This window comes from Bradyrhizobium sp. 215_C5_N1_1, assembly GCF_052075935.1.
Taxonomy (GTDB): domain Bacteria; phylum Pseudomonadota; class Alphaproteobacteria; order Rhizobiales; family Xanthobacteraceae; genus Bradyrhizobium; species Bradyrhizobium barranii.
In genome coordinates this window covers 3,555,350-3,573,712 of sequence record NZ_CP197228.1, presented here as the reverse complement: position 1 = coordinate 3,573,712, position 18,363 = coordinate 3,555,350, and the positions used below count along the sequence as shown (strand labels likewise).

The window sequence follows — 18,363 nt, the reverse complement described above, 5'->3', positions numbered from 1 at the left end:
CGGACGTTAAGATTTGATGCCAAATCCCCCGAGTAGTCTTACGGAAAAATAACTATTCGGGGGGTCGACGTAAGCCTCGTGTAAGCTTCTGCCTGTTTTGGGGGCGTTTCCGGACAGAGCCGGCCGGAACCGGTCGACGGCGTCAGTCGTTGTCGGCCCATGCGGATCAAGGAAGAAAACCGAAACATGTTTCTGCTGGCGACGGTGACGCTGTGCTGTGTCGCCGTGGCCGGCACCGTTGCGCTGTTCGAGCTGGCACCAGGACCGGCTCCGGCCACGCAGGTCGCCGAACGCGCGGCGATCGACGTTACGGCTCCGACACCGGTCCGGGTGGTGGGCGCGCCGTTCGAGCCCAACATCAACCCGCGCGAGCGATAGCGCTCACGTCGGCGATGCCTCCGTGCCCGCCTCGGGCCGGCCTTGGGCTCGCGCCAACTCCTCCACGAACACGATCACCTCCGCCCGCTTGTCGGGTGGCAGCGACAAGAACGCACGAACGAGCCGCAGGCCCTGCGCTTCGTCCGACTGGTCTGATTTGACGTCCATTCCCCACTGTCGGGCGGGCGGGAAAAATATGCAATCCCCAGCCGGACACCTCCTTGATTCGGCCGGCCAGCTTTGCTGGAATGGCTCCAACAGAGGTGGACCATGAAGTGGATCAGCGAGCGCGACGCACTGATCGCGCAGACAATGGCCTTCGTCCATTCGGTGACCGGCAAGAAGGGCGACTTCCATCCGCCGGAGAGGCCGACGGCTGCACCGGACGTCCCGGTGGGGACCGTCACCGTCGAGACCGTCACCGTCGAGATCGTGGCGGTCGACACATTGGCGGTCGAGATCAAGCCGCCGCCAGTCCCGCTCGCCCCGCCCGTCATGATCCCGCCAGCACGGACAAGCGGCGATTTCCGCTCCGAGATGCAGGCCCGCATCGCCAATTTCCGCAAGCATCAGGAGCGATTCGAGCGCGAGCGGGAGGAGTATTGCGCGGCGACCCTGACCAGGCTCCGCGCGGCCATTCGTGACCCCTCCCTCCGTCCGCCAACCGAAAACTAAGACCGGCGGGCGATCGGACACCTACAGCCAGGACCAGACCAACCAGAGATTGGCCGCACAGGCGCTGAGCAATCCCAGCGTCAGTGGCAGCAGCATGTGCCCGCAGCAGGTCTTGAGGTCGGTCGTCATGGCCGAAAACATCCGCTGATTCCGGCAAATGAGTCCCAGGGATTCTTTTTTTAGGGATTCAGGACTCGTTAAAGACTCAGGGCCCGCGGCTCCGATCACGCCCCCGTGATCGTCCCGGAACCCCTTGCCCCGTGAAGCCGTTAACGCGCTTTCCGGGAGCGGGAAGAATGCCCTACGCCCTGTTCTGCAACGACGCCCAAATCAGCAAGGCCTATCCCAGCGAGGCCGACGTCTGGCAGCTCGCGCAGCAAAGCGGCCTCGTCGTGGATGTCAGCACCGACGATCGGCGCCACGGGCCGCGCCGGGTCCTGGACAATGATTACGAGATCAGGCCCTGCCGGGCTGCCCAGGGCGAGGACCCCGCCAGGAACAAGGCCGAGGCCGAGCAGCAGTCGAGGATGGAGCTTGCGCTGAATTCCTGAGGTTCGGCCCGGGGTATCTCAGGAAGGGATCTCTCAGGGGGTCGCGGTCGCCAGCGAGGCCTGCTCGCCCGCCAGCACCACGCAGGCCTTGCGACGGTGCAGCCCGCGGATCGCGCCTGTTACCTTCAGCACCTTGCCGGATGGGCAGGAAGCGTCCTTGACGAAGGCCACCTCATAGGGTGCCAGCATCAGAGGCTCGGATTTGAGGATTGTCTGTGCAGCGCACGGCAGGGAGATGAAGCACGAGAGCACTACTGCCGACACAAAGATACGCATGTCCGTCGTCCCACCAGCCCGGTAATTCTCATATAACGCCTTCCGGAGCGCGAGTTCCGTAGGCGGCAAAAATTATTTTTGCTTTACGCCAGTCCCATGACGCGCGTGAGAACGCGCGCGCCAGACCGTTTGCTTGCAAATGACGCGCCAGATGGTTCACGCAAAGCAAACAACAGGCAGGCAAACAAGGGCCAGGCAAACGAAAGGCCGGCGTGAGCCGGCCCTTGTCAGGTCGTGGTCGCTGTTGGGCGTCAGTAGCGCGAGGCCGCCGGTCCGCCCCAGCCGAAGCGGTAGTTCACACCGACCTTGACGGTATGCTCGTCCTCCCGGCCCCGGACGCCGACGACGTCGGCCGGAGCGGAGGTGAAGGTCGTGCTGCCAAAGTTGTAATACTGGTACTCGGCCTTGGCCGACCAGCTCGGTGCGAACATGTATTCGAGGCCGGCACCGACAGTATAGCCGTCCTTGTTGTTGCCAGTGGCGGTGAAGGGCTGCGCCACGCCGGCGACGTTGACGCCGAGGCCGCCATTACGCCAGGCGTAACCGCCCTTGGCATAGACCAGCGCCGGTCCCCAGGTGTAGCCGATGCGGCCGGTCACCGACCCGAGCTGGTCGGTGTTCGACGTCACCTGCGTCCCCAGCGGGAACGTGACACCGTTGTTGTTGGTCGGCAGCCAGGAATATTGGGCCTCGATACCCACCACCCAATTGGGCGCAAACTGGTAGTCGAAGCCGCCCTGCACGCCGCCCAGGAAACGGGCGTCGCTCGACTGGAAGCTGCTGTCACCCGCGAACGCGCCGCCGACATGGCCGCCGATGTAGAAACCGGTCCAGTTGTAGATCACCTGCGGCGGCGTATAGGCGGGCGCCTTGGTATAGGTGCGCGGCTGCATGTCGGCCGCGGCGGCCGGTGCAGCCAGCGCCAGCAGAGCAACGGCGCCCAGCAAAATCGTCTTCATGATCATCCCCGTTCTTTCAAATTCGACACTCAGGAAACAACGTGGCGTGAATTAGGTTGCTTCGCGGCGATGCCGGAACGTTGATCGTCTGTCACTGTGACGGTGTGGCAACAACGCGATTTTGTTCCGTCACACCTGCTTGCACCGACTGTTTTCGTCGTCTGCTCAAGGCGGGCTGTAACGATCTGTCGCAAGGCAAACCAGCCCCGTTCAAAGCTCGCCAAATTGTGATCCAGCGGCTCCGGCGGCCCCTGTCCTAGCACCTGCCGATGAAGGCCGGCTTTGCGCTACCGCGCCATCTTTTCCAGTTCCGGAAAGGGTGCGTAAACCGCACCGGCGCAGAGCTCGCCGGCGCGATCGACGATGCGGTCGCCCCGCCCGTTGACGAAGACGGCGGCCCGTTCGCGCACGCCCTTGTAGCTGCCGTCGGTCTCGCGTGGCGTGAAGTGCAGGCAGGCGACGTAGAACTGCCGTCCGCCGATCTCGCGCAGCACCGGATCGGCCATGGTGGCCTCGCGCACACCGACGGGATTGTTGAGGTAAGCGCGCATCAAGGCCAGCGTGTCACTGCGAAAATTGTCGGGAAACGGCTGCGGCCCTCCCGCCTGGGTCCCCTCCATCAGGGATGGACGATCACCGTCGCTGCCGAAACATGCCGCGAGCGCCAGCGGCAAGACCAGAACCAACGCCAAGATCACCGCACGCTTCGCCAACCATCCCACAGGCCACGCTCTCCGCTCGATCAGACTCGGAGGATGTTCTAGCCCCAAGGTTGCACGAAGGGAATTCGGTCCTGCTCGTATGCTGCGCAAATAACGCACCGTCCCGCCGCCGGCGCCTGCGCTTTCGCGCTGACGCCGAGACGACGGGCCGGGCCTGAATTCCGCACGCGGCGGCGGGCAATGCCAGGGATGCCGCCGCGCCGGATCAGTCGTTAGCTGCGCTTGTCGATGGCCGCCGGCTTGGTCACGTCAGGCTGCGCCTTCAGCGACTTCTTGGCCGACAGATGCTTGTTGTGGTGGCGATGCGTGCGCACGGCCTTGTGCTCGTCGGGCGTGACCGCGGCATTGGCGTTCATCGCCTTCGACTTGGTATCCACCTTGGCGTCCGCCTTGACGTCGGCGGCCTTCGTGTCGGCCTTGACGCCGGCCTCGGGTTTCACGGCGGTGGTCGACGCCTTGGTCTGGCTCTGGTCCGCCTTGATCACCGGCGCGGTCGTGGTGGTCTTGCCGGCTTCAGCGGCGAAGGCCGGGGCTGCGATTACGGAAGCGGCGAGCAAGGCTGCGGAAATGGTCTTCAACATGGTTGGTCTCCTCTTGGAAGGATCTTGAGGCGGCGCCCTCTCGCCTACTCTTCGATCGTGGGTGGGAGCCTAGGCGGCGCGCGCTGAACCCAGTCTGAAGTCCCTTGCAGGCTTCTGTTCATCTCGATGACAAGTTTGTCATCTGCGGAGGGGCGAATAGATCGTGCGAAGCGGGAATGTTTTTGCCCTCTGGGTGTTCCGGTCTTTGGGCAATCGTGTAGGATCGCCACGTTCCATACGGGAGAAGATAGATGCGCAAACTTTCCATGCTTCTGGTACCGGGGCTTGTCTCGATGGCGTTGGCCGCCGGACCGATGCTGACCAGCGCCTACGCCGCGGGCAGCGACGAGCCCTCGCCGCCGCCGAAGTCGGACAGCTCGGCCAAGAAGGGGAAGAAGAAGAGCTCCTCCATCAGCGATCCCAAATTCCTCGCGGCCTATCGCACCGCCTACACCACGATCTACGACGGTCACGACTACACGAGCGCGATCGGCCAGCTGAAGTCGCTCGAGCGCGACGACGTCGCCGACGTCGCCAATTTGATCGGCTACTCCTATCGCAAGCTCGGCGACTACCAGTCGTCCAAGGTCTATTACGAGATCGCACTGAAGGACGATCCGAACCACGTCCGCACCTGGCAGTATTACGGCCTCTGGCAGCTCGAGCAGGGCAACCGCGAACAGGCGCAGTACCACCTGAACAAGATCGCCTCGCTCGCCGGCACCGACAGCTCCGAGTATCGCTCGCTCGCCGCGGCGCTCGACAAGCCGACCGGCGCGACGCTCGTCTACTGAGACATCGCATCCTCGAACGAAACGAGCGGGCACAACCTCGGGGTTGTGCCCGTTCCGCTTTCTCGGTTAGCCTCTCGCATCAAGTGCTCCCCTCGCAAATTGGTGCGCAATGGATACGTGGCTGCGATCCGCGATCGACTACATCGGCTGCTGGATCGAATTCCAACAGGCGACATTCCAGCAGCCCGGCGTCATCGTCGCATTTGCCCATCGCGGCGAAATCGTCGCCGAGCACGCCTTTGGTCTTGCCAATCTCGACACTGGCGAGAAGCTCACCCCGCGCCACCGCTGCCGTATCGCCTCGCATTCGAAGAGCTTTACCTCCGCCGGCATCATGAAGCTGCGCGACCAGCGCAAGCTCCGGCTCGACGACACGGTCGGCCAACATGTCGGCGGCCTGCATCCGCGCGTCGCCGAGACGACGATTGCGCAGGTGCTCTCGCACAGCGCGGGGCTGACGCGCGATGGCGCCGATTCCGGGCAGTTCATTGACAACCGTCCCTATCTCAACGCCAGGGAGTTGCTCGCGGAATTGAAGCTGCCGACCGCGATCGAGCCGGGGACGCGCTTCAAATACTCCAACCACGGCTTTGGCCTGCTCGGCCTCGTCATCGAAGCCGTGTCGAAGGAGCCCTACTCCGCCTGGATCAAGCGCGAGATCATCGAGCCCGCAGGCCTGCGCGAGACTGAGCCGGATGCGCCGCTTCCCAAGGGCGCATCGTTCGCGCGCGGCCACACGCGAAAAGTGCCCTTGGGCGAGCGTTGCGTGATCCCCGGCGACAATCCGACGCACGCGATGGCGTCCGCCACGGGCTTCGCCGCCACCGCCGGCGATACGGCCCGCTTCTTCGCGCAGCTTGCGCCCAACGCCAGGAAGAGCGTGCTCTCAGTCGCAAGCCGCCGCGAAATGACCCGGCATCACTGGCGCATCCCGCAGAGTTTCGAGGCCTATTATGGCCTTGGCATCAACGCCGGCAAAACCGACGGCTGGGACTGGTTCGGCCATGGCGGCCATTTTCAGGGTTACATCTCCCGGACCTGCTCCATCCCCGCTTGCGAGCTCGCGATCAGCATCCTCAGCAACTCGATCGACGGCGCGGCGCCGTTCTGGATGGACGGCGCGATGCAGATCCTGCGCGTGTTCAGGACTCGCGGCGCACCCGACCGCCGCGTGCGCGACTGGACCGGCCGCTGGTGGACGATCTGGGGCGCAACCGATCTCGTCCCCGCGGGCAACCGCGTGCTGGTCGCCAATCCGCAGTTCATCAATCCGTTCATGGATGCCGCCGAGATCGAGGTCACCGGCCGCGACACCGGCAAGCTCGCCTGGGCTGCCGGCTATTCCAGCCACGGCGAGCCGGTGCGCCGCGTCCGTGACGCGCGCGGCAAGGTCAGCGACATCTGGATCGCCGGCGCCAATATCAAGCCGGAGCGTGTCGTGGCGCGCGAGATCGCGCGGAGATATCCGCCGCGCAAGCGGCGGCCTACTCTCGGATAAGAGCCTCCACCTCGCTCCGAAACGCCTGCCGCGAGCCGTCGCGCGAATAGAACATGTGGCCGCCGGGATAGACGACGAACTTGACCCGCTGCGTGGCGAACGCCGGGAGCTGGTCGAGCACCCGCTTCGATCCGAAATAGGGCGTGGCGAGATCGAACAGGCCGTGCGCGACCAGCACGTTCAGCTTTCCGTCGGTGGCGAGGATCTGGCGCAGCTCCGACACCGACTGGGGCGGGTTGATGCCGCGGCCGAAATCCCAATTGCCCTCGACGGCGCCATTGAGGACTTCATAGGAGCCATCCGGCCGCCAGTTGAGCTTGCGCGTGAGAACATCGACCGCCGCACTCGTCAGCGGCGCCTGGAGCGCATCGCCCGAGGGATCGCCGAACCGGGAGCTGCTCGAATCCGGATAGGGATCATAGCCTCGCACCGAGGCGTCGTAGCGCCCCGTCACCTTGCCGTTCTTGCGGTCGAACTCGCGGCGGAATTCACCGACGTCGAAACGGCCGGCGAGCCGGCGGCTCACGGCCTGATCGATCCCGGTGAGCTCGGCGACCTTGTCGGCAAGGCGATTGGTGGCCTCCTTGTCCGCCTCGCCCTTGACGAGGTCGGCCAGGAACTCGCCCCGCGCGTAAGCCTCGACGTCGGCGAGATCGGCGCGCTTGACCGCTCCCTTGGCTTCGCGCGCCACCGCGACATAGCTCGGCAGCGTCGCGACATATTGCAGGAGGCTGGTGCCGGTGAACTCGCGGAAGTCCAGGAGCGGCGACACCAGGATCAATCCCCTGACGCCGACGCCATGCTGGAGCTGCAACTGGCGCACGACCTTCGGCCCGCGAATGCCGCCATAGCTTTCGCCGCCGACATATTTCGGCGAGGTCAGCCGGTCGTGCTTCTCCAGCCAGCGGCGGATCACGAGCGCGATCGAATTGACGTCGCCGTCGACGGAGTAGAAGGACTTGCGCGCGTCCTCGCCGCTGGCAACGAAGCGGCTGTAGCCGGTGCTGACGGGATCGATGAAGACGAGATCGGTAAAGTCGAGCCACGTCTCCGCGTTCGGCTTCACCTCGGGTGAGGCGGACGGCGAAAGGGCCTCGCCATCGAGCGGCAGCCGCCACGGCCCCGCAGCGCCGAACTGGAGCCATGCCGAGGACGCGCCGGGACCGCCGTTGAACAGGAACGTCACGGGGCGCGTCGCTCGGTCGGCACCATCGAGCTCATAGGACGTATAGGCGATGTCGGCGAGCGGCTCACCCTTGCCGTCGAACACGCGGATCGAGCCGGCAGTCGCAGTGAAGTCGAGTGCACGGCCCGGCAGATCGAGCGTCTGCTTCGTGGTCGAATCCGACGGAAGGCGATGCGGCTCGGCGGCGGACGATGAACCCTGTGACGCGCCTGGCGTGTTGCCGCCGCGCCCACCCTTCTGTCCCGCTGGGGCCGTCGTCTCGGCGCGCGGCTGCGGCGGATCGTCCGCGCGGGCAAATCCCGCGAGCGCGAAAGTCGACACCGCCAGTACCAGGGTCGCGCGGCGGAGCGCCGGCAAACGCATGACCATGATCGTTCTCCTTGTCCGGCTGCGAGAGCCGGCGAGCATCGCAAGGCTAGCGAGAAATTGCGACGGTTTGGGGGATAGCCGGCCCGGCGGCGCCTGAAGAAGCCGGGCGAGCACAAATCGACCCGGATTTGCCCTGAATCGGGATGGACGCTGTTTGCCTTGAACAGCGGTCCTTCTCGACAATGCAGGCCCAGGTCGTATAGACGAGCCCGGCGGAACTTTCTCCAGCCAGCGGCCCTGCCCGGAAGCCATGACCAAGCCAGCGCGATACAACCGGATCGCCTTTGTCGCGAGCCCAAGCAGCGAGGCGCAGACCGCCTTCGGCCAGCTCACTCGGGACTATGGCAATTGCGACCCGAACGACGCCGATGTCGTGGTCGCGCTCGGCGGCGACGGACTGATGCTCCAGACGCTGCACCAGAACATGCACTCGGGCAAACCGATCTATGGCATGCACCGCGGCACCGTCGGCTTCCTGATGAACGAGTACTCGACGGTCGACCTTCGCGCTCGTCTCGAGGCAGCGCAGGAATCCGAGATCAACCCGCTCCTGATGCGCGCCACCGACGTCAACGACCGCGTCCACCTGCATCACGCCATCAACGAGGTCGCCCTGTTCCGGCAGACCTACCAGGCCGCGCGCCTGCGGATCCTGATCGACGAGCGCGAGCGCATGGCTGAGCTGATCGCCGACGGCATCATGGTGGCGACGCCCGCCGGCTCCACCGCCTACAATCTGTCCGCGCAGGGACCGATCCTGCCGATCAACGCCGCGCTGCTGGCGCTGACGCCGATCAGCGCCTTCCGCCCGCGCCGCTGGCGCGGCGCGCTCCTGCCCAATACGGCTTACGTCGTGATCGAGGTGCTGGAGGGCGACAAGCGGCCGGTGGCGGCGGTGGCCGACCATGACGAGGTGCGCGACGTCCGCCGCGTCGAGGTGCTGTCCGACAAGACCATCTCGATGCGCATGCTGTTCGACCCCGGCCACAGCCTGGAAGAACGCATCCTGCGCGAGCAGTTCGGCTATTGAGCGCCAATGCGGATCACTGGCCGCAAGGCTGAATCGATTCCAGGCCGCCCGCCATTGCGGGATCCGCGAGCAGATCGAAATCCCTGACGACGGGAACGAAGCTCTTCGTCTCCGACGTCATCAGATAGATCGTGACAGCCAGCGATCCCTGCGGCGCCGCGTTCGCGCGACAGAATTCCCTGGCTCCGACGCCGAGCCCCATCGACCCGCGTTTGCCTTGCTTCCCCTGCTCGACCATCGATGCACGCAGCGCTTCGAAGCGCGCAGCATCGCCCGGCGACAAGCGATAGGCGTAGGTTGAGGAGCCCCGCGGCGGCGCAGGCAGGCTGACGCGATCTCGCGGGTCGCTCATCTCCATCATGGCGAAGCTCGTCCTGGTCTCGGCCTCGCCGGCCACTTTGGTGACGACGTCGAGCTTGACGCCGCCCGAACGTGGCCGCAGCGCGTCAGGCAACTGCACGGCGACGCGCAGCATCGACAGATCCGTCGTCCTGGCATCGATGCGGGCAAGCGGCGGGATCGATGTCAGCGGCACCGAGCTGCAACCGGCAAGCATGAGCGCAGCCGCGCTCGCAAGAACACGCGCCAGGCGGTTCATCGCAGGCATCTCCAATCTGGACTTGAAGGATTGGCTAGGCCGATTTCCGGCCGGCCCCGCGCGGCTCCAACGCGTCGTCCGCGCTGTCAGGGACATATTCCAGGATATCACCGGGCTGGCAGTCGAGCACGGCGCAGATCCGCTCGAGCGTGTCGAAGCGGATGCCGCGCACCTTGCCCGACTTCAGCAGGGAGACGTTCGCCTCCGTGAGCTCGATGCGCGCGGCAAGCTCGCGCGACCTGATCTTGCGCCTGGCGAGCATGACGTCGAGGTTGACGATGATCGGCATGGTCAGATGATCTCGCTGTTCTCGTGCCACATGCGAACGGCATCGGCCATCACGGTCGCGAAGGCGACGAGCGCGAGGCCACTCAGCACCGACAGCACATGCGACTGCTCGATCCCGAACATGACCACGAGCTGGCCCGGCTGGTTGGCCCGCGTCAGGTTGAGCGTGGTGAGCATCTGCACCAGCGGCGACATCAGCGCGTTGACGATCAGCGCGAGGCCCATCCGGCGGATGCGCCAGGCGTTCTCGGTCACGAAGACCTCGCCGCGCGCGAAACGGGAGAACAGCATCGAGAGCTGCAACAGAGCGTAGAGGACAGGCGCAAGTCCGATCAGGCTGATCAGGGCGCCGGCGAGGCGCGTACTGAGGTTGAGTGTGAAGGGCCGTGCCCCCAGCGGGGATTGGGTCGCGATCCAGTGCCGGAGCATCTCGTCGCTCGACCAGAGCAGCGGCACCGCAAGCACGGCGCCGGCGACGCACAGGAGCGCGCCGACGGCCACGATCCGTCCGATGCGCCGCAACCGCGGCTCGACCGGCGCAGGAAAAGGAAACGCGACGACGCTCATCGGACCAGCTCCCATTTAATTGTATATTTTTATCGTTTTACAATAAAAAATGGCAGAATTACGATATTAAACCCTTCCCTCGTCACGTACTCCGCGAAATGCCGACAGCAACCCTTCCTTAACCCCCGCCGCGATATGGTTAACGAAAGTTGACCGCTCCGGCCCAGGCGTCATGTTCCGCATCGATTTCAACAAGCTGCGCTTCCTCGTCTGCGACGACAATCCGCACATGCGCCGCATCCTGCGGACGCTGCTGCACTCCTTCGGCGCGCGCGAGGTTTACGAGGCCGAGGACGGCGCCACCGCGCTGGAAATGTACAGCCATTACGTGCCCGACATCGTCATCACCGACTGGGCGATGCCGATCTTCGACGGGCTCGAGCTCGCGCAGATGATCCGGCAGCCGGAATCCAAGGGCAATCCTTACGCGCCGATCATCATGCTGACCGGTCATTCCGAGAAACGCCGCGTCACGGTCGCGCGCGATGCCGGCGTCACCGAATTCCTGGCCAAGCCGATCTCCGCCAAGGGCCTTTACCAGCGTATCCTCAACGTCGTCGCCAATCCCCGGCCCTTCATCAAGACCAAGACCTATTTCGGTCCGGACCGGCGCCGCAACACCAACTCCGCCTATATGGGCCCCGAGCGCCGCGTCGGCGAAAAGCACGAGGTGCTCCAGCAACCCTCGCTGCTCGACAAGGCTCGTTCCTCCATCTAGCGCAACGTCTCACGCGATCGGGGCAGACATCATGGCGAAGAACGGCGCAAAGGACATCGAGGTCACGGCCTTCGCCACGCACCAAGTGATCACGCAGCCCAATCCGCTGCGCAAGGTTCTGCGCCGGGTCGAAGAAAAGGACCTGGACGATCCGGTCGCCCGCGCCGAGCGGGCGCTCGCGGGCCTCTCCAGTGAGTTCAAGGACTGGATGACGACCGAGGTCAATCGTCTGTCGGCCGCTTACGTCGCTGTTCGCCATGAGGGCTTCACCAAGGAGCGGCGTGACGAGCTGTTCCGCGCCGCGCACGACATCAAGGGCGACGCTGCGACGTTCGGCTATCCGGCGGCGGCGGGAGTTGCGGAGAGCCTGTGCCGCGTCATCGAGCACGCGCCCGATCTCGACAAGGTGCCGGCCGAGCTGTTCACGCACCACATCAACGCCATCCTCGCCATCGTGCATGAAAACACCAAGCTCGACAGCATCAGCGTCTCCGCCGAGCTCAGCCGCCGACTGCGCAAGGTCGCCGACGACTACCTCGCCCACGCCAACCGCGACCGCCCCGAGCATCTCGAGGTGATTTTGGCACCGAGCATCGCGCCGGCGGAGTAGCGGCTCCCGCTCTCTCCTCTCGTTATTGCGAATGCAAGTGTCGTAGGGTGGGCAAAGCGACTCGTCCGCCGTAGCTCGAAGAGCGAAGGCGGAAGCGTGCCCACCTACTAATATAAGCCGTGCGGATCAATGGTGGGCACGGCGCTACGCGCCTTTGGCCACCCTACGGCGTCTCGCTACGCCGCGATCAAATCGTCATACACGGGATCGAGCGCGTCATCCGCGACGAGCTCGTCGCAGAACAGCCTTGCCTCTTCGCGCGCGGATTCCGTGGCGAAGCGGCGGAGCAGGACCATCAGCGGTTCGGTGGCGCCACGGTCGGTCTCGCAATGGGTGAGCACGCGCTCGACCATGCGCCGGCGCAGCCGCGCCGCGCCGTCGTCAGTATCGACAAAACCTTGCTCGTGGCAGGCATCGAGCGCGACCTGGAACGCCGCGAAGGTCGCCTCGGGAAGTCCGGCGCGGCGGAGTAGCGCGTGCAGGCTGTTGCCGCCACGGTCGTGCAGCAGCGCGCAGACGCGTGCCAGCGGCAGGTCGGCGAGCTCGGCGAGCGCGGCATCGAACAAATCGAGATTGCTCGACAGCAGCGCACGCAAGATCAGGCCCGCGGTGAGCTGGCCGGTGACGCGCAGATGATGCACCAGGCCCTGCATATCCTCGCCGCGCGACCGCGCCGCGATGTTCATGGTGGAGCGATCGCGCGCCTCGACCGTGATGCGCTCGGCACGATCGGCGCTCAGCCAGTTCCGCGCCACGACGAATTGCGCAAGGGTCTCGGAGAGCTTGGCCACCAGAGCGGCGCGCGTCGCGGCCGGCAGATCCTCCAGCACCAGCATCGCCTCGCGGATCGCGGCGAGATGGCCGTGGCGCTCGACGATGCGATTCCAGGAGAACGGCGCGAGCTCGGCGTGGGGATTTTCGATCAGCTCGAGGGCTGCCGCCGCGCAGCCGACTTCGGCAATGGCGGCGCAGACCGATACCGGCAACGCGATACGGCGGGCGACCGCGCATTGCACCTCGTCATTGCCGGTTGCGACGATGTCGACGAGATCGGCGTCGATCAGAAGCGGAGAATGTTCGAGCACGGGCAGCGCGACGGTCGGCTGGTCCGCCGACAGCGCCCGCACGATCGATGCCGGCGCATCCGTGCTGCGCGCAAAGGCCTCGGCCATCGCCTGCCGCACCAGCGGCGAGGGATCGTCGAGCAGCATCAGGAGCGCGCCTTCGGCCGCGATACGGTCGTCATGGGAAAGGTCTGAGATCAGCCAGGCCCGGGCCAATGCCCGCGTCGCCTCGGCCCGCTCGCCGGCGGGCGCCGTCCTGATCCAATTGATGAACTGCCGAACAATCATGCTGCTTCCGGCTTACACAACAAACGAAAACGGTGACGGCTTGTCACCTGCAACACAAAATAAACCACGACGCTTAACAAAGCGTTCACCATAACTGGCTGGTTTTATTGACGTTTTGTTAAGGGAACAAAGGCGCCTGCCACGCGTCCGGGACACGAGAGCGGGTTATTCGCGCGACGATCAGCTCGAGAACGTACCGCTGCGATCGCTGAATAGATCGAGCGGTTGCGGCGGGCGCACGTCAGGCGTCGCCGATGCGATCGAAGCAAGCGAGGCGTTGTTGCCCCACAATTTCTGCACCGTGGTCGAAACCGGCTGCGTGGTATCGCCGGGCTGATAGATCGAGCGGAATGCGGGTGTGATCGGCGTGTTGTCCGCAGCCGTTGACGACGACGTCGCACTCACCGGCGTCACGCCGCGCGCCTCCGGAAAGGTCTGCAGATAGGCGGCGTTGTCGATGACAGGCGCGGTGGGCTGCACGCCGTTGGCACTTGCGACCTGCGTCGTGGATGGCGATTCGCCATACATCGCCATTGCGCTGCGGGTCGCTTTCGAATTCGCCGCGTTGGCGTAGCGCGAGTCGAGCACCGAATAGACCTCGGAGACGCTGCGGGCGCGGCCGTCCCTGGCGTAGAAGATCGAGCGGTTTGCGGAGGCCGCGTTAGGAAACAGCCGCGCACCGACCGCTTGCGGATTGTCCTCGGCATTGGCGATCAGCTTTGCGGCGCCGCCGACACCCATGAAATGCGCCATGTAGAGTTCGCTGTCAGACGGCCTGCGGCCGAGCAGTCCGGTCAGCTTGAAACTGTTCGACTGCGTCAGCGCCGCGGCCATGTTGGAGGCGGCGTCCGGATCGTCGCGCAGCTTCATGATCGACCGCTTCATGGCGGGATCATCGACCGCGTAGCTGCCCGACGATGTCCTGGTGATGGCGTCGGAATAATTGCCATAGCCGAGCTGGGTGCCCGCCTCCTTCACCGTACCCAGCCAGGTCTGGTCGATGAACTGGTAGAGCCCGTGCGCGGACGACGTGGTGGCTCCCGCCGTCGGATCGAAATCCGATTCCATCTTGGCGGTGGTCAGCATGTACTGGAAGCTGACGCCCGTCCGGTTGGAGACCTGCTTGATTGCGCCGGCGACGCGTGCCCGCGACGGATCGAGACCCGTCGTCTGAGAGGCACTGGAATTGTCGACCGACATGATGGAGTGCCCGCCCCGTGCGGCGTTGAGCGACGCCGGCAATTCGGCGCCTGTCGTCTCACCGTGGGACAGGTATGGTTAATGCGGGGTTAATCTGCCCCTCCCCGTCATTGCGGCCCGAATTCGGGGTGACGGCCGGCTATTTCTTGTAGACGGCGTCCGGATCGAACAACCTGTCCGCATCAATGAAGACCAGCTTGGCGCCGCCGCCTTCGGCCTCGACCTTGCGGTAAAAGCAGGACCGGCGGCCGGTGTGGCAGGCCGCGCCGATCTGCTCGACACGGATCCAGACCGCGTCCTGGTCGCAATCGGTGCGGATCTCGACCACGCGCTGGGTCTGCCCCGACGTCTCACCTTTTCGCCACAAGGCATTGCGCGATCGGCTGAAGTACCAGGCCTCGCCGGTCGCAATCGTCTTGCGCAGCGCCTCGTCGTTCATGTGCGCGACCATGAGCACGTCACCGGTGGCGGCGTCGGTCGCCACGCAGGTCACGAGGCCGGCGGCGTCGAACTTCGGCAGGAAAGCGAGGCCTTCCTCGATCTCATGGGAGTGAGCGGACACGGGCGTCCTCGCTAGCGCATGACGCGGACATAGACCTTCGCGAGGTCAGCGCGTCGTGCCTCGCACCAGGGACAGGAAACGGGCTTGCTCCGCCGGATTGTCACGGAACATGCCTGTGAAGCGGCTGGTGAAGGTCGAGGCACCATGCTTGGCAACGCCGCGCACCGACATGCAGGTATGCTCGGCCTCGATCAGCACGGCAACGCCGCGGGGCTTGAGGATCTCGTCGATGGCCGCCGCGATCTGCGCCGTCATGTGCTCCTGGGTCTGGAGCCTGCGGGCGAAGATGTCGGTCAGGCGCGCAAGCTTCGACAGGCCGACGACGCGTTCCACCGGCGTATAGGCGATGTGCGCCTTGCCGTAGAACGGCATCATGTGATGCTCGCACTGCGAGGTGAACTCGATGTCGCGCACCAGCACGAAGTCGTCATAGCCGGCCGTCTCGCCGAACGTGCGGTCGAGCACCTCGGCCGGGCACTGGTGGTAGCCCTGATAGAGTTCGTCGAAGGCCTCGACCACACGGCGCGGCGTGTCGAGCAAACCTTCGCGCGCGGTGTTCTCGCCGATATAGGCGAGCAGCGTCTTCACCGCTGCTTCCGCCTCTGCGCGCGCGGGGCGCGGCTGGTCGGCGCGGACGGCGGCCGCGAGGAATTCGGCTGGGTCGAGCTCAGCCGGGCGGCTCTCGGGCTGGCGGTCGGAGGGCTTGCCCGGGCGGATGGATGTGATCGCAGCGTCCATGTCTACTCCGTTCGACGGCCTCACGGCCGGAGTGTCACCGGCAGACGGGGCGGCAAGCCGCCGGACGCCTGAAGAGAACAGTTTTGACGAAAAAGGCCCTTGGGTCATCACGCGGGCAGCGCAGATCTGGACCGCTGCCGCCGCACCGCTGGACTGTTTTTCCGCCAGTTCCGACCCTATATAGGACCGTGGACGGCGCCCGCCAAGGCCGATCCGGTGCGGAAGTGTTGGACTCCATCACATGCTGAACGACATCTATAACAAGCGGATCATCGAACTGGCCGGGAATATTCCACGCCTCGGACGGCTGCCGGACCCCGACGCCACCGCCACCGCCCACTCCAAATTGTGCGGCTCGACCGTGAAGATCGACCTCAAGATGGAGGGCGACAAGGTCACCGACTTCGCCCATGACGTGAAGGCCTGTGCCCTCGGACAAGCCTCTTCATCCATCATGGCAAGTCGCGTCGTCGGCTCGACCGCGAGCGAACTCCGCGAGTTACGCGAAACCGTTCGCAAGATGCTCAAGGAGAACGGCGCGCCTCCTGAAGGCAAATGGGAAGAGATCAAGTTCCTCGAGCCGGTCCGCGACTACAAGGCGCGCCACGCCTCGACCCTGCTGACCTTCGATGCCGTGGTCGATGCCATCGGCCAGATCGAGGCGAAAGCCAAGCAGCCGGCCGCGGCGCAGGGCTGATTTGGTCGAGGTCATTCCGACGCCTGCGCCTGCGCGAACCCGGTCGCGCTACGATATCTGAATTCCGGCTTCGTCGCTTTGCGAACGCCCCGGAATGACGATCAGGGAAATCCTACTTTTGCGAGCCTGCGCTTTGCGCTGCACCGGTCGGCACCAAGGCTTCCGCCGTCTTGGTCGATTTGACGGGCTGCGGTTCCGCTTCCGCGCCGAACCTCGCCTGCGTCTTCGGTGCAAGTTCCGCCACCGCGGGCGCTGCGACGTCCACATGCGGCAACACGTCGGCCACCAGATTGGTGGTCACGAGATTGGTGAGCTTCAGCTCGCCAGCATCCAGTTCGTGCAGATCTTCCCACGGCGGCACGCTGAGCGCGAGCGAGAGCAGGTCGCCGGCGCCGCCCATATCGAAGGTGTATTTGGCGAGCCGGCCGATGTCGCGCTCCACGATCATCAGGTCCTGCGCGCTGTAGCTCGCCGCCTTGGCATCGTCGGCACGATCGCCCATCCAGATCTGGTGGACCCGGACGTGAGCTGCTTCCGGCACGTAGCGCTTCTTGCCGGCCAGCAGCAGGAACACGCACATGGATTCGCAATAGGCTTCGGACGCAACCGCCGGACGGGCCGACTGCCCGCTGCGGTTCTGAACGCTGATGCCGACGGTGGTCGAAAGTCCGAGATTGCGGAAGCGCCGGCCGAGCGTGATCGCGTCGTTGACGGAACCGCCGCTGGAGTCGAGCACCACGGTCGCGCCGCCAAGCTGGCGTCCGCGCGAAAACTCCTCGAAATCCCTCGGCGTATCGGCGGTGATGATGCCGACCGCGCTGACCCAGCCGCGGCAGTTCGGGTCGCAGGCGACCCAGGTGAACTTCATCGGCAGCTTGCGCTCTTCGAGGGCGGCACCGGCATGAGCCGTTGTGCCGGTCGTGGCGACAGCTCCGAAGAGCGCGGCGCCAAGCGCGGCTGCCCCAAGCAACAACCAGCCGCGACGGTCGAGGGAGTTCAGAAGTCTCAATCTGGTTCCTTCCCCAAGCCCCAAAGGTTCCCCAACAGTCCTCGGTAGCGCCCTCTGAGTCCATCATACGGGCGTATGTTTCTACACACGGTCGTCATAAAAATGGTATCCGGGGGAATACAGATCGTCCACAGGTACTTGCTGCACTGCTCCCAAAAAGCACGGGAAATATGGCGCAGAAACAACAACTTGCGGTTCCCTGCGCCGGAACCGCGCAATACCTCGCTCACGATCGCAGCACAGCGCCCATGAAGCATTCAACCTGCGAGCACTGTTCCACTCCCATCGAGGGCGCGCTCCGGCTCCCGCGTCGATTCGGCCGCGCACTGATCTGGCTCTACCGCCACACGCTCTCGCCGCTGGTCGGCTACAATTGCCGGCACCTGCCGACCTGCTCGGTCTATGGCGACGAGGCGATCGAACGGTTCGGGCTGTGGGCCGGCGGCTGGATGACGCTCGCGCGACTGCTTCGCTGCAATCCTTTCGGCACATCGGGAATCGACAACGTGCCCCTCACCGCACCGCAAGGCGCGCACTGGTATCTACCCTGGCGCTACGGCCGCTGGCGCGGCGTCAACGCGTCCTGATATCACCAGGAACGCCGCGGCGCTTCGCGCATCGCTGCCTTGAATGGAACCGGAACTTCCCCCTCGCGTTGTTGTGATGCTCCTACGGGAGGAAACAAGAATGCGCTGGAAAATCAGCCCTCATTTTCACTTCAGGCTTGGTCCACATCCTGGTTCCAGAGGGCATCACGACCCAAGAACCCTCGACATGATTGCCATCATTGCGCTGCTTGCGCTCGTGGTCGGCTCCGGCTGGTATCTGGCGACGAGCCTTGCCACGGCGCCGAGCACCACGGCCTTCATCGTGCCGAGCCAGAGCGTGCACTGGTAGGCTGGACGTTAGAGATCGAGCACCAACCGATCTGCACCGGGTTTGGCGACATATCATCAGATGGCGTTCGCGTTCGTACGGCTGCTTGTCATCGCCCGGAGCGCGTGA

Annotated in this window: 25 protein-coding genes; 11 read left to right on the top strand and 14 right to left on the bottom strand. The window is 64.9% G+C overall.

All coding sequences use genetic code 11. The features are described from left to right. Positions 1-186: 186 nt before the first annotated feature. A complete protein-coding gene (locus AB7G19_RS17020) occupies positions 187-378 on the top strand; it encodes a hypothetical protein (protein ID WP_028154790.1) in 192 nt (63 codons plus the stop codon). 3 nt (positions 379-381) lie between these two features. Here AB7G19_RS17020 and AB7G19_RS17015 read toward each other — a convergent pair whose 3' ends face one another. Continuing rightward, the gene (locus tag AB7G19_RS17015) at positions 382-546 is read right to left on the bottom strand and encodes a hypothetical protein (RefSeq protein WP_166342382.1); all 165 of its coding nucleotides are present in this window, start codon (positions 544-546) and stop codon (positions 382-384) included. A gap of 102 nt (positions 547-648) precedes the next feature. On the opposite strand from AB7G19_RS17015, the gene AB7G19_RS17010 reads away from it, so the two are divergent. Beyond that, complete coding sequence (locus AB7G19_RS17010) at positions 649-1,053, top strand: hypothetical protein (protein WP_166342383.1); 405 nt, start codon at positions 649-651, stop codon at positions 1,051-1,053. A 296-nt stretch (positions 1,054-1,349) separates the two neighbouring features. Continuing rightward, on the top strand, positions 1,350-1,604 hold the full coding sequence (locus AB7G19_RS17005; RefSeq protein WP_166342384.1) for a hypothetical protein: 255 nt from the start codon (positions 1,350-1,352) through the stop codon (positions 1,602-1,604). Between the two features lie 33 nt (positions 1,605-1,637). Here AB7G19_RS17005 and AB7G19_RS17000 read toward each other — a convergent pair whose 3' ends face one another. The 4 genes from AB7G19_RS17000 to AB7G19_RS16985 all read right to left on the bottom strand — a co-directional run bounded on the left by AB7G19_RS17000 (position 1,638) and on the right by AB7G19_RS16985 (position 4,142). Continuing rightward, positions 1,638-1,880, bottom strand: coding sequence for a DUF6719 family protein (locus AB7G19_RS17000; RefSeq protein ID WP_038935984.1), 243 nt, complete (start codon positions 1,878-1,880; stop codon positions 1,638-1,640). A gap of 251 nt (positions 1,881-2,131) precedes the next feature. After that, on the bottom strand, positions 2,132-2,839 hold the full coding sequence (locus AB7G19_RS16995; protein WP_166342385.1) for an outer membrane protein: 708 nt from the start codon (positions 2,837-2,839) through the stop codon (positions 2,132-2,134). 287 nt (positions 2,840-3,126) lie between these two features. Beyond that, positions 3,127-3,561 carry a hypothetical protein gene (locus AB7G19_RS16990; RefSeq protein ID WP_283016904.1) on the bottom strand — a complete coding sequence of 145 codons (435 nt, stop codon included), beginning with the start codon at positions 3,559-3,561 and terminating at the stop codon, positions 3,127-3,129. A 212-nt stretch (positions 3,562-3,773) separates the two neighbouring features. Then, positions 3,774-4,142, bottom strand: coding sequence for a His-rich protein BRANT (locus tag AB7G19_RS16985; protein ID WP_166342386.1), 369 nt, complete (start codon positions 4,140-4,142; stop codon positions 3,774-3,776). A 251-nt stretch (positions 4,143-4,393) separates the two neighbouring features. On the opposite strand from AB7G19_RS16985, the gene AB7G19_RS16980 reads away from it, so the two are divergent. Both AB7G19_RS16980 and AB7G19_RS16975 read left to right on the top strand, forming a co-directional pair. After that, positions 4,394-4,936 carry a tetratricopeptide repeat protein gene (locus AB7G19_RS16980; RefSeq protein ID WP_028150223.1) on the top strand — a complete coding sequence of 181 codons (543 nt, stop codon included), beginning with the start codon at positions 4,394-4,396 and terminating at the stop codon, positions 4,934-4,936. 109 nt (positions 4,937-5,045) lie between these two features. Continuing rightward, positions 5,046-6,434: a serine hydrolase domain-containing protein gene (locus AB7G19_RS16975; RefSeq protein WP_166342387.1), complete on the top strand. Its 1,389-nt coding sequence runs from the start codon at positions 5,046-5,048 to the stop codon at positions 6,432-6,434. Here the strand turns inward: AB7G19_RS16975 and AB7G19_RS16970 are convergent. Beyond that, positions 6,421-7,989 (bottom strand): S10 family peptidase, encoded by a 1,569-nt coding sequence (locus AB7G19_RS16970; protein ID WP_166342388.1) that lies wholly within the window; start codon positions 7,987-7,989, stop codon positions 6,421-6,423. The two genes, AB7G19_RS16975 and AB7G19_RS16970, sit on opposite strands and share 14 nt — an antisense overlap. A gap of 250 nt (positions 7,990-8,239) precedes the next feature. Between AB7G19_RS16970 and AB7G19_RS16965 the strand changes: the two genes are divergently transcribed. After that, positions 8,240-9,019, top strand: coding sequence for an NAD kinase (locus tag AB7G19_RS16965; RefSeq protein ID WP_166092312.1), 780 nt, complete (start codon positions 8,240-8,242; stop codon positions 9,017-9,019). A gap of 13 nt (positions 9,020-9,032) precedes the next feature. Here AB7G19_RS16965 and AB7G19_RS16960 read toward each other — a convergent pair whose 3' ends face one another. The 3 genes from AB7G19_RS16960 to AB7G19_RS16950 are packed head-to-tail and all read right to left on the bottom strand — an operon-like array spanning position 9,033 to position 10,472. Then, a complete protein-coding gene (locus AB7G19_RS16960; RefSeq protein WP_283016907.1) occupies positions 9,033-9,617 on the bottom strand; it encodes a hypothetical protein in 585 nt (194 codons plus the stop codon). A gap of 34 nt (positions 9,618-9,651) precedes the next feature. Beyond that, entirely contained in the window at positions 9,652-9,906 is a 255-nt protein-coding gene (locus tag AB7G19_RS16955) for a helix-turn-helix domain-containing protein (RefSeq protein ID WP_049807677.1), read from the bottom strand. Between the two features lie 2 nt (positions 9,907-9,908). After that, complete coding sequence (locus AB7G19_RS16950) at positions 9,909-10,472, bottom strand: DUF2975 domain-containing protein (RefSeq protein ID WP_166342389.1); 564 nt, start codon at positions 10,470-10,472, stop codon at positions 9,909-9,911. Positions 10,473-10,644: 172 nt separating this feature from the next. On the opposite strand from AB7G19_RS16950, the gene AB7G19_RS16945 reads away from it, so the two are divergent. Beyond that, entirely contained in the window at positions 10,645-11,190 is a 546-nt protein-coding gene (locus AB7G19_RS16945; RefSeq protein WP_008549760.1) for a response regulator, read from the top strand. A gap of 31 nt (positions 11,191-11,221) precedes the next feature. Further along, positions 11,222-11,800: an Hpt domain-containing protein gene (locus tag AB7G19_RS16940; RefSeq protein ID WP_166342390.1), complete on the top strand. Its 579-nt coding sequence runs from the start codon at positions 11,222-11,224 to the stop codon at positions 11,798-11,800. Between the two features lie 176 nt (positions 11,801-11,976). Here AB7G19_RS16940 and AB7G19_RS16935 read toward each other — a convergent pair whose 3' ends face one another. From AB7G19_RS16935 to folE, 4 genes are all read right to left on the bottom strand, one after another. After that, a complete protein-coding gene (locus AB7G19_RS16935) occupies positions 11,977-13,152 on the bottom strand; it encodes a DUF2336 domain-containing protein (protein WP_283016909.1) in 1,176 nt (391 codons plus the stop codon). Between the two features lie 180 nt (positions 13,153-13,332). Beyond that, complete coding sequence (locus AB7G19_RS16930; protein WP_224517342.1) at positions 13,333-14,352, bottom strand: lytic transglycosylase domain-containing protein; 1,020 nt, start codon at positions 14,350-14,352, stop codon at positions 13,333-13,335. 139 nt (positions 14,353-14,491) lie between these two features. Next, the gene (gene hisI / locus AB7G19_RS16925; RefSeq protein WP_166342393.1) at positions 14,492-14,914 is read right to left on the bottom strand and encodes a phosphoribosyl-AMP cyclohydrolase; all 423 of its coding nucleotides are present in this window, start codon (positions 14,912-14,914) and stop codon (positions 14,492-14,494) included. Between the two features lie 45 nt (positions 14,915-14,959). Continuing rightward, entirely contained in the window at positions 14,960-15,652 is a 693-nt protein-coding gene (folE, locus tag AB7G19_RS16920) for a GTP cyclohydrolase I FolE (protein WP_166342394.1), read from the bottom strand. A 241-nt stretch (positions 15,653-15,893) separates the two neighbouring features. On the opposite strand from folE, the gene AB7G19_RS16915 reads away from it, so the two are divergent. Beyond that, positions 15,894-16,349 carry an iron-sulfur cluster assembly scaffold protein gene (locus AB7G19_RS16915; RefSeq protein ID WP_014494348.1) on the top strand — a complete coding sequence of 152 codons (456 nt, stop codon included), beginning with the start codon at positions 15,894-15,896 and terminating at the stop codon, positions 16,347-16,349. A 112-nt stretch (positions 16,350-16,461) separates the two neighbouring features. On the opposite strand, the gene AB7G19_RS16910 is transcribed toward AB7G19_RS16915, so the two are convergent. Further along, a complete protein-coding gene (locus AB7G19_RS16910; protein WP_441267975.1) occupies positions 16,462-17,358 on the bottom strand; it encodes a hypothetical protein in 897 nt (298 codons plus the stop codon). A 248-nt stretch (positions 17,359-17,606) separates the two neighbouring features. Here AB7G19_RS16910 and yidD point away from each other — a divergent pair, with 248 nt between their 5' ends. Next, a complete protein-coding gene (yidD, locus tag AB7G19_RS16905) occupies positions 17,607-17,945 on the top strand; it encodes a membrane protein insertion efficiency factor YidD (protein ID WP_085405345.1) in 339 nt (112 codons plus the stop codon). Positions 17,946-18,045: 100 nt separating this feature from the next. Beyond that, a complete protein-coding gene (locus tag AB7G19_RS16900; RefSeq protein ID WP_085405563.1) occupies positions 18,046-18,255 on the top strand; it encodes a hypothetical protein in 210 nt (69 codons plus the stop codon). Positions 18,256-18,363: the final 108 nt, after the last annotated feature.

What these genes read in the sequence shown, in the direction of transcription:
- AB7G19_RS17020 (WP_028154790.1), top strand. Translation starts at nt 187, where the DNA reads ATGTTTCTGCTGGCGACGGTGACGCTGTGCTGTGTCGCCGTGGCCGGC.
- AB7G19_RS17015 (WP_166342382.1), bottom strand. Translation starts at nt 546, where the DNA reads ATGGACGTCAAATCAGACCAGTCGGACGAAGCGCAGGGCCTGCGGCTC.
- AB7G19_RS17010 (WP_166342383.1), top strand. Translation starts at nt 649, where the DNA reads ATGAAGTGGATCAGCGAGCGCGACGCACTGATCGCGCAGACAATGGCC.
- AB7G19_RS17005 (WP_166342384.1), top strand. Translation starts at nt 1,350, where the DNA reads ATGCCCTACGCCCTGTTCTGCAACGACGCCCAAATCAGCAAGGCCTAT.
- AB7G19_RS17000 (WP_038935984.1), bottom strand. Translation starts at nt 1,880, where the DNA reads ATGCGTATCTTTGTGTCGGCAGTAGTGCTCTCGTGCTTCATCTCCCTG.
- AB7G19_RS16995 (WP_166342385.1), bottom strand. Translation starts at nt 2,839, where the DNA reads ATGAAGACGATTTTGCTGGGCGCCGTTGCTCTGCTGGCGCTGGCTGCA.
- AB7G19_RS16985 (WP_166342386.1), bottom strand. Translation starts at nt 4,142, where the DNA reads ATGTTGAAGACCATTTCCGCAGCCTTGCTCGCCGCTTCCGTAATCGCA.
- AB7G19_RS16980 (WP_028150223.1), top strand. Translation starts at nt 4,394, where the DNA reads ATGCGCAAACTTTCCATGCTTCTGGTACCGGGGCTTGTCTCGATGGCG.
- AB7G19_RS16975 (WP_166342387.1), top strand. Translation starts at nt 5,046, where the DNA reads ATGGATACGTGGCTGCGATCCGCGATCGACTACATCGGCTGCTGGATC.
- AB7G19_RS16970 (WP_166342388.1), bottom strand. Translation starts at nt 7,989, where the DNA reads ATGGTCATGCGTTTGCCGGCGCTCCGCCGCGCGACCCTGGTACTGGCG.
- AB7G19_RS16965 (WP_166092312.1), top strand. Translation starts at nt 8,240, where the DNA reads ATGACCAAGCCAGCGCGATACAACCGGATCGCCTTTGTCGCGAGCCCA.
- AB7G19_RS16960 (WP_283016907.1), bottom strand. Translation starts at nt 9,617, where the DNA reads ATGAACCGCCTGGCGCGTGTTCTTGCGAGCGCGGCTGCGCTCATGCTT.
- AB7G19_RS16955 (WP_049807677.1), bottom strand. Translation starts at nt 9,906, where the DNA reads ATGCCGATCATCGTCAACCTCGACGTCATGCTCGCCAGGCGCAAGATC.
- AB7G19_RS16950 (WP_166342389.1), bottom strand. Translation starts at nt 10,472, where the DNA reads ATGAGCGTCGTCGCGTTTCCTTTTCCTGCGCCGGTCGAGCCGCGGTTG.
- AB7G19_RS16945 (WP_008549760.1), top strand. Translation starts at nt 10,645, where the DNA reads ATGTTCCGCATCGATTTCAACAAGCTGCGCTTCCTCGTCTGCGACGAC.
- AB7G19_RS16940 (WP_166342390.1), top strand. Translation starts at nt 11,222, where the DNA reads ATGGCGAAGAACGGCGCAAAGGACATCGAGGTCACGGCCTTCGCCACG.
- AB7G19_RS16935 (WP_283016909.1), bottom strand. Translation starts at nt 13,152, where the DNA reads ATGATTGTTCGGCAGTTCATCAATTGGATCAGGACGGCGCCCGCCGGC.
- AB7G19_RS16930 (WP_224517342.1), bottom strand. Translation starts at nt 14,352, where the DNA reads ATGTCGGTCGACAATTCCAGTGCCTCTCAGACGACGGGTCTCGATCCG.
- folE (WP_166342394.1), bottom strand. Translation starts at nt 15,652, where the DNA reads ATGGACGCTGCGATCACATCCATCCGCCCGGGCAAGCCCTCCGACCGC.
- AB7G19_RS16915 (WP_014494348.1), top strand. Translation starts at nt 15,894, where the DNA reads ATGCTGAACGACATCTATAACAAGCGGATCATCGAACTGGCCGGGAAT.
- yidD (WP_085405345.1), top strand. Translation starts at nt 17,607, where the DNA reads ATGAAGCATTCAACCTGCGAGCACTGTTCCACTCCCATCGAGGGCGCG.
- AB7G19_RS16900 (WP_085405563.1), top strand. Translation starts at nt 18,046, where the DNA reads ATGCGCTGGAAAATCAGCCCTCATTTTCACTTCAGGCTTGGTCCACAT.